This is a genomic window from Xenorhabdus khoisanae (genome assembly GCF_001037465.1).
Lineage (GTDB): Bacteria > Pseudomonadota > Gammaproteobacteria > Enterobacterales > Enterobacteriaceae > Xenorhabdus > Xenorhabdus khoisanae.
This window is the reverse complement of record NZ_LFCV01000181.1, coordinates 1-5721: the sequence shown is the minus strand read 5'-3', so window position 1 is coordinate 5721 and position 5721 is coordinate 1. Positions and strand designations below refer to the sequence as shown.

At 39.3% G+C, this 5721-nt stretch carries 3 protein-coding genes; 2 read left to right on the top strand and 1 reads right to left on the bottom strand.

Features of this window, described 5'->3' with window-relative positions:
* Positions 1-689: 689 nt before the first annotated feature.
* Both glpT and glpQ read left to right on the top strand, forming a co-directional pair.
* Positions 690-2042 carry a glycerol-3-phosphate transporter gene (gene glpT / locus AB204_RS19480; protein WP_047965049.1) on the top strand — a complete coding sequence of 451 codons (1353 nt, stop codon included), beginning with the start codon at positions 690-692 and terminating at the stop codon, positions 2040-2042.
* A 631-nt stretch (positions 2043-2673) separates the two neighbouring features.
* A complete protein-coding gene (glpQ, locus tag AB204_RS19475; protein ID WP_047965048.1) occupies positions 2674-3750 on the top strand; it encodes a glycerophosphodiester phosphodiesterase in 1077 nt (358 codons plus the stop codon).
* 105 nt (positions 3751-3855) lie between these two features.
* Here the strand turns inward: glpQ and epmA are convergent, their stop codons facing one another.
* Complete coding sequence (gene epmA, locus AB204_RS19470) at positions 3856-4833, bottom strand: elongation factor P--(R)-beta-lysine ligase (protein ID WP_047965047.1); 978 nt, start codon at positions 4831-4833, stop codon at positions 3856-3858.
* Positions 4834-5721 lie beyond the last annotated feature (888 nt).

Here is a 5721-nt window from a genome sequence, read left to right as displayed (position 1 = left end):
GGTAGGCAGCGTAAGATGTGTATAAGAGACAGATAAACAGTTATCCGATACTGCATGAAAACCGCTATCGTGAGCATGGATAACCATTTGTAGTAATATCTATTATTTTGGATTTTAATTTCAAACATTTTATTTGTAATCCTGTTATAAAAAACGCCAAACAGGTAAATAAAAGGCAAACCATATAAATAAATGAAAACGTCATTTAAAATGATACCATCAATTAAATAGCAACATTAGCTAAAATTTTGCCAGAGTAATGTGACCGTTAATTTATTAAATTACGTTTATATAGCGTTATATTTATGTGGATTATATTCGTATGACTTTATGATTACTGCGCCAGAAAAATCCCCATAAAAATAATGAGCCTTTGCGTGATAAGGAACATAAACGAACTTTAAACGTACAAAAATAACCAGCAAAGCTATTTATTGTGATATTCATCACGATAATATAAATAAATTGTATTTAAAAAAACCAGAAAATCACTCAAAATCGCCCTTTTACGAAATTATATCTATATGTTAGCGATACCTCATAGATATATTAGGTTGTTTTAGCTAATATTCTCTTCGATATAGAAAATAATTAGTCAAAATTTTTCGTTTAACATAATCATGCTCGTTTAACCCTATCACTGCCCAGCGGTGATAAAGCGCTCATACAAAAATCATGTGGAGACAAACATGTTAAGTATTTTCAAACCAGCTCCCCATAAAGCTCGGTTGCCTGCGCAAGAAATAGATCCATTCTATCGTCGCTTGCGCTGGCAAATTTTTATGGGGATTTTCTTTGGCTATGCAGCCTACTATCTGGTAAGGAAAAACTTTGCCTTGGCAATACCTTATTTAGTAGAGCAAGGCTTCTCCAGAGGTGAGCTTGGTTTTGCCCTGTCGGGAATTTCAATTGCATACGGATTCTCAAAATTCATCATGGGTTCCGTTTCCGACCGCTCGAATCCGCGTGTTTTCTTACCTGCTGGTCTAATACTGGCGGCGGCTGTCATGCTGTTTATGGGCTTCGTACCATGGGCAACATCCAGCATTGCTATCATGTTTGCTCTGCTGTTCCTCTGCGGCTGGTTCCAGGGTATGGGTTGGCCTCCCTGCGGACGCACCATGGTTCATTGGTGGTCACAAAAAGAACGTGGCAGAATTGTTTCTGTCTGGAACTGTGCTCATAACGTTGGTGGGGGTTTGCCTCCATTGTTGTTCCTGCTGGGTATGGCTTGGTTCAATGACTGGAAAGCAGCACTCTATATGCCTGCATTTGCCGCTATCCTTGTGGCAATGATCGTTTTCGTTTTGATGCGTGATACTCCACAATCTTGTGGTTTACCGCCAATCGAAGAGTACAAAAATGATTATCCACTTGATTACACAGAAAAAAATGAAAAGGAACTGACTGCAAAAGAGATCTTTATGCAGTACATCCTGCCTAATAAATTGCTGTGGATGATCGCGGTTGCCAACGTGTTCGTTTATCTGTTGCGTTACGGTATTCTCGACTGGTCACCGACTTATTTGAGAGAAGTGAAGCATTTTGCGTTAGATAAATCTTCCTGGGCTTATTTCCTGTATGAGTACGCAGGTATTCCAGGCACGCTGTTGTGTGGCTGGATGTCTGACAAAGTGTTCAAAGGCAATCGTGGTGCAACCGGTGTATTCTTTATGATATTGGTGACTATCGCCACTGTTGTATTCTGGATGAACCCGGCAGGAAACCCAAATATCGATATGCTCTGTATGCTGGTTATCGGCTTCCTGATTTATGGCCCTGTCATGCTGATTGGTCTGCACGCACTTGAGCTGGCACCGAAAAAAGCAGCGGGAACAGCAGCAGGTTTTACCGGTTTGTTTGGCTATCTGGGTGGTTCAGTAGCAGCCAGCGCCATCGTTGGTTACACCGTTGACTTCTTCGGTTGGGACGGTGGCTTTATGGTGATGATCGGCGGCAGCGCACTCTCTGTTGTTCTGCTTTTGTTTGTCATGCTGAGTGAAAATAAACACAAGCAGGAAATGGCGCGTCAGGGTCAATAACACTGACTGAAAGCGCTGATTAATGATGATATCAATCGCAGTACAACATAAATTTGTACTGCGATTTTCTCAGACACATTTTATCTTTGTTTATTGAGATGCAAATCAACTCTGGAATTTTCCTGACATAAACAATTATCAAATATCTTCTCAAGATGATGTATGCCGATGAAAAGGATACTGACCGTCTAAATAAGACTTCCAAGCTCTTCTGAATGAAATACTCTATTTTTATATCTTGCAACCCAATACTCTTCCTGTAAATCCTTCATTAGCAGTAAAAATTTAATTTTAAACACCTCATGTTTTATTATGATTCATTTATATCATTTACCATTTTATTCTTATTTAAATTAAAATCTTTCCGGACGCTTTAATAGATTTGTTCATTTAATAACATGACTAAATGAGGTTAGAGATAAACAGAACTTAAATAACAATTTTTCTGTCATAAAACTGTGATGTACTGCTAGTAAAATCAATATGCAGGATTGTGTTATGTCAGTATTTTATATAAAAAGCGGTTTGGATATTCACCTTATTTCTTCTGGCTGTTGGCTAAAAATCAGCTACACAATAAGTAACATCATTTTTGTTTAAGATTTTTATTACAAATAAATGGAGAATCCCGATGCAGACCCCTATTAAGGCAATCATGGCAGGTATTCTGTTAGCATCATCAATGTCAGGCATTGCACATGCAGCAGATAAGATTGTTATCGCCCACCGTGGGGCCAGTGGTTATCTACCTGAACATACCCTGCCCGCTAAAGCAATGGCTTATGCACAAGGTGCTGATTACCTTGAGCAAGATCTGGTAATGACTAAAGATGACCAGCTCATTGTGCTACACGACCATTATTTGGATCGAGTAACCGATGTTGCAGAACGTTTTCCAAACCGTGCCCGTGCCGATGGCCGCTATTATGCAATAGACTTTACCTTGCCAGAAATTAACTCTCTGAAATTCACCGAAGGTTTTGATATCAAAGATGGCAAAAAAATCCAAAGCTATCCGGGGCGTTTTCCTATGGGGAAATCAGATTTCCACATTCATACCTTTCAGGAAGAGTTGGAATTTATCCAAGGTTTGAATAAATCCACCGGCAAAGACATTGGTATTTATCCTGAAATCAAAGCCCCGTGGTTCCATCGCCAAGAGGGCAAGGATATCACGACCAAGGTGCTGGAAGTGCTGAAACAATATGGCTACACCAAGAAAAGCGATAAAGTGTATCTGCAATGTTTTGATGCCAATGAACTGAAACGCATCAAAAATGAGCTGGAACCGAAATTGGGGATGGATCTGAAACTGATTCAGCTAATCGCTTACACCGACTGGAACGAAACTTACGAGCAAAAGTCAGATGGTACATGGCAAAACTATAGCTATGAATGGATGTTTAAGCCAGGTGCGATGAAAGAAGTGGCAAAATATGCTGACGGTATTGGCCCTGATTACCACATGATTATCGACAATGATTCTACGCCAAATAACATTAAGCTGACCGGTATGGTGAAAGAGGCTCACGCCAGCCATTTGGCAGTCCATCCGTATACTATCCGTATCGATCAACTACCAAAATATGCCACCAGCGGCAATCAATTATTTGATATCGTTTTCGATAAAGCGAATGTTGATGGCGCATTCACTGACTTCCCTGATTTAGCCGTGAAGTTTCTGAAAAAGCATCATGAACACAAATAATCTACGAACATTCATCTACGAACATTCATCTACAAATATAGATAAACTACGAGCGTAGATAGTCTGCAAAAATATAAGGGCAGTCCTGAACTGCCCCAATCACAATTACGAGATCCCTACCGGGAAAGCAATAACTTCACTAATCCGCTCAGCACCCAATGCCAGCATAATCAGGCGATCAACGCCCAATGCAACACCAGAACAATCTGGCATTCCATGAGCAAGCGCTGCAAGCAAATATTCATCAATCGGCTGGACAGGCAATCCCATTGCTTCACGCTTACGGTTATCCTGCTCGAAACGCAAACGCTGTTCATTACTGTCAGTGAGTTCACGGAAGCCATTCGCTAACTCCATGCCCTTGAAATAAACTTCAAAACGCTGTGCAACTCGATGATCTTCTTTACTGATCTCTGCCAACGACGCCTGAGATGCAGGGAAGTGATAGATAAATGTCGGTTTTTCAATACCAATCTGCGTTTCCACACCCATCACAAAAAGCAATTGCAACAAGGTATCACGATCTTCTTCTCGATCAGCGATATTGCTGAGATCAAGTTTTGCCGCCACCTCACGCAATTTTTCCTTACTCGCAGTAAGAGGATCGATATCCAGATATCGAATGAATGCCTGTTGGTAAGAAAGTGATTCTGCACTTTCACAATCCAGGATCTGCTGCAATAAATCATCCACTTCATTCATCAAGTGATACATGTCGAAATGCGGACGATACCACTCCAGCATGGTGAATTCTGGATTATGATGACGACCCGCTTCCTCATTACGGAAACTTTTTCCCATCTGATAAATGGAGCCACTTCCTGCCGCCAGCATACGTTTCATGTGATATTCGGGGCTGGTCATCAGGTATAGAGTCAGGCCATCTGCGGCTCCCGGCCCAACAAATTGAGTCTGGAAGGGAACCAGATGGACATCAGTCACAGTCGCCTGACTCATGGCAGGTGTTTCAACTTCCAACACCCCACGATCTGCGAAAAAGCGCCGTATTTCTGCTAAAATCTCCGCCCTTTTCAATAAATTGGCGATAGGGGCACTTGGCTGCCAATTCGCGACTTCGTTCATGTTCCAATGACTCCAAAATAAAACAAAACGCGCAGTTTACCCGCATCAAGCCTGCCAGACAAATCATTGTCTGCATTGCATAAAACTTGAAACTTTTGCTGGTAACTTATCATTTTAATGATAGCCATGTTTGCCCTATGGTAGGGTTAATATATATGCAATCATAATTGATTAAGAAGAACAATAAAAATTTAACTGAAAATAGATTACATCTTCTAACGAAGTGAGTTATAAACAAATCTTATACCAATAGATAAATATAAAAATATTTTCTTTCTTGATATAGAAGAGAGTCTTAAAAATAAGGATGGATAGAATTTATTGATATTACAATAAAAAAGTGGCCAGTTTATGTGGCCACTAAATTTATTCAGATGATAATTCCAATTAATAACAAAGACAAAAATCACTCAACCAATGTCACTACCCTGAACTTACTAAACTCATCCAAAACACTTTTATCAGGCTTGATATAATTAACACCATTAATATCAACCCGGCTAAGATGCCAGCATACATTTTTCATTCAAAATATAAATAACAAAATATGTCATCTTCATAAAAATAAATTTAGAAAAATCATGAATTATTTATTTGCAGTATAAATAAATTAAACCCCATCCATAAATCAATAAATATTATTCAATCGTTATATTTATCATTTATTTTTATATAAGCGCTTATTCATTTGTAGAAAATGTTGTCGATGGCTCAATCCGATTGAGCAAAAAACATGCGATAGATCACATTTTGTCAGCAAAATCCTGCAAAACCCGCATTCATATCAAATTTACTTTCTGGATAATTCGTTATAATTAAACCCTATAAAGAGTAATAGTTATCGCCCCTGACACGTTAAGGTATAGAAAATTACATTCAATACTTCGT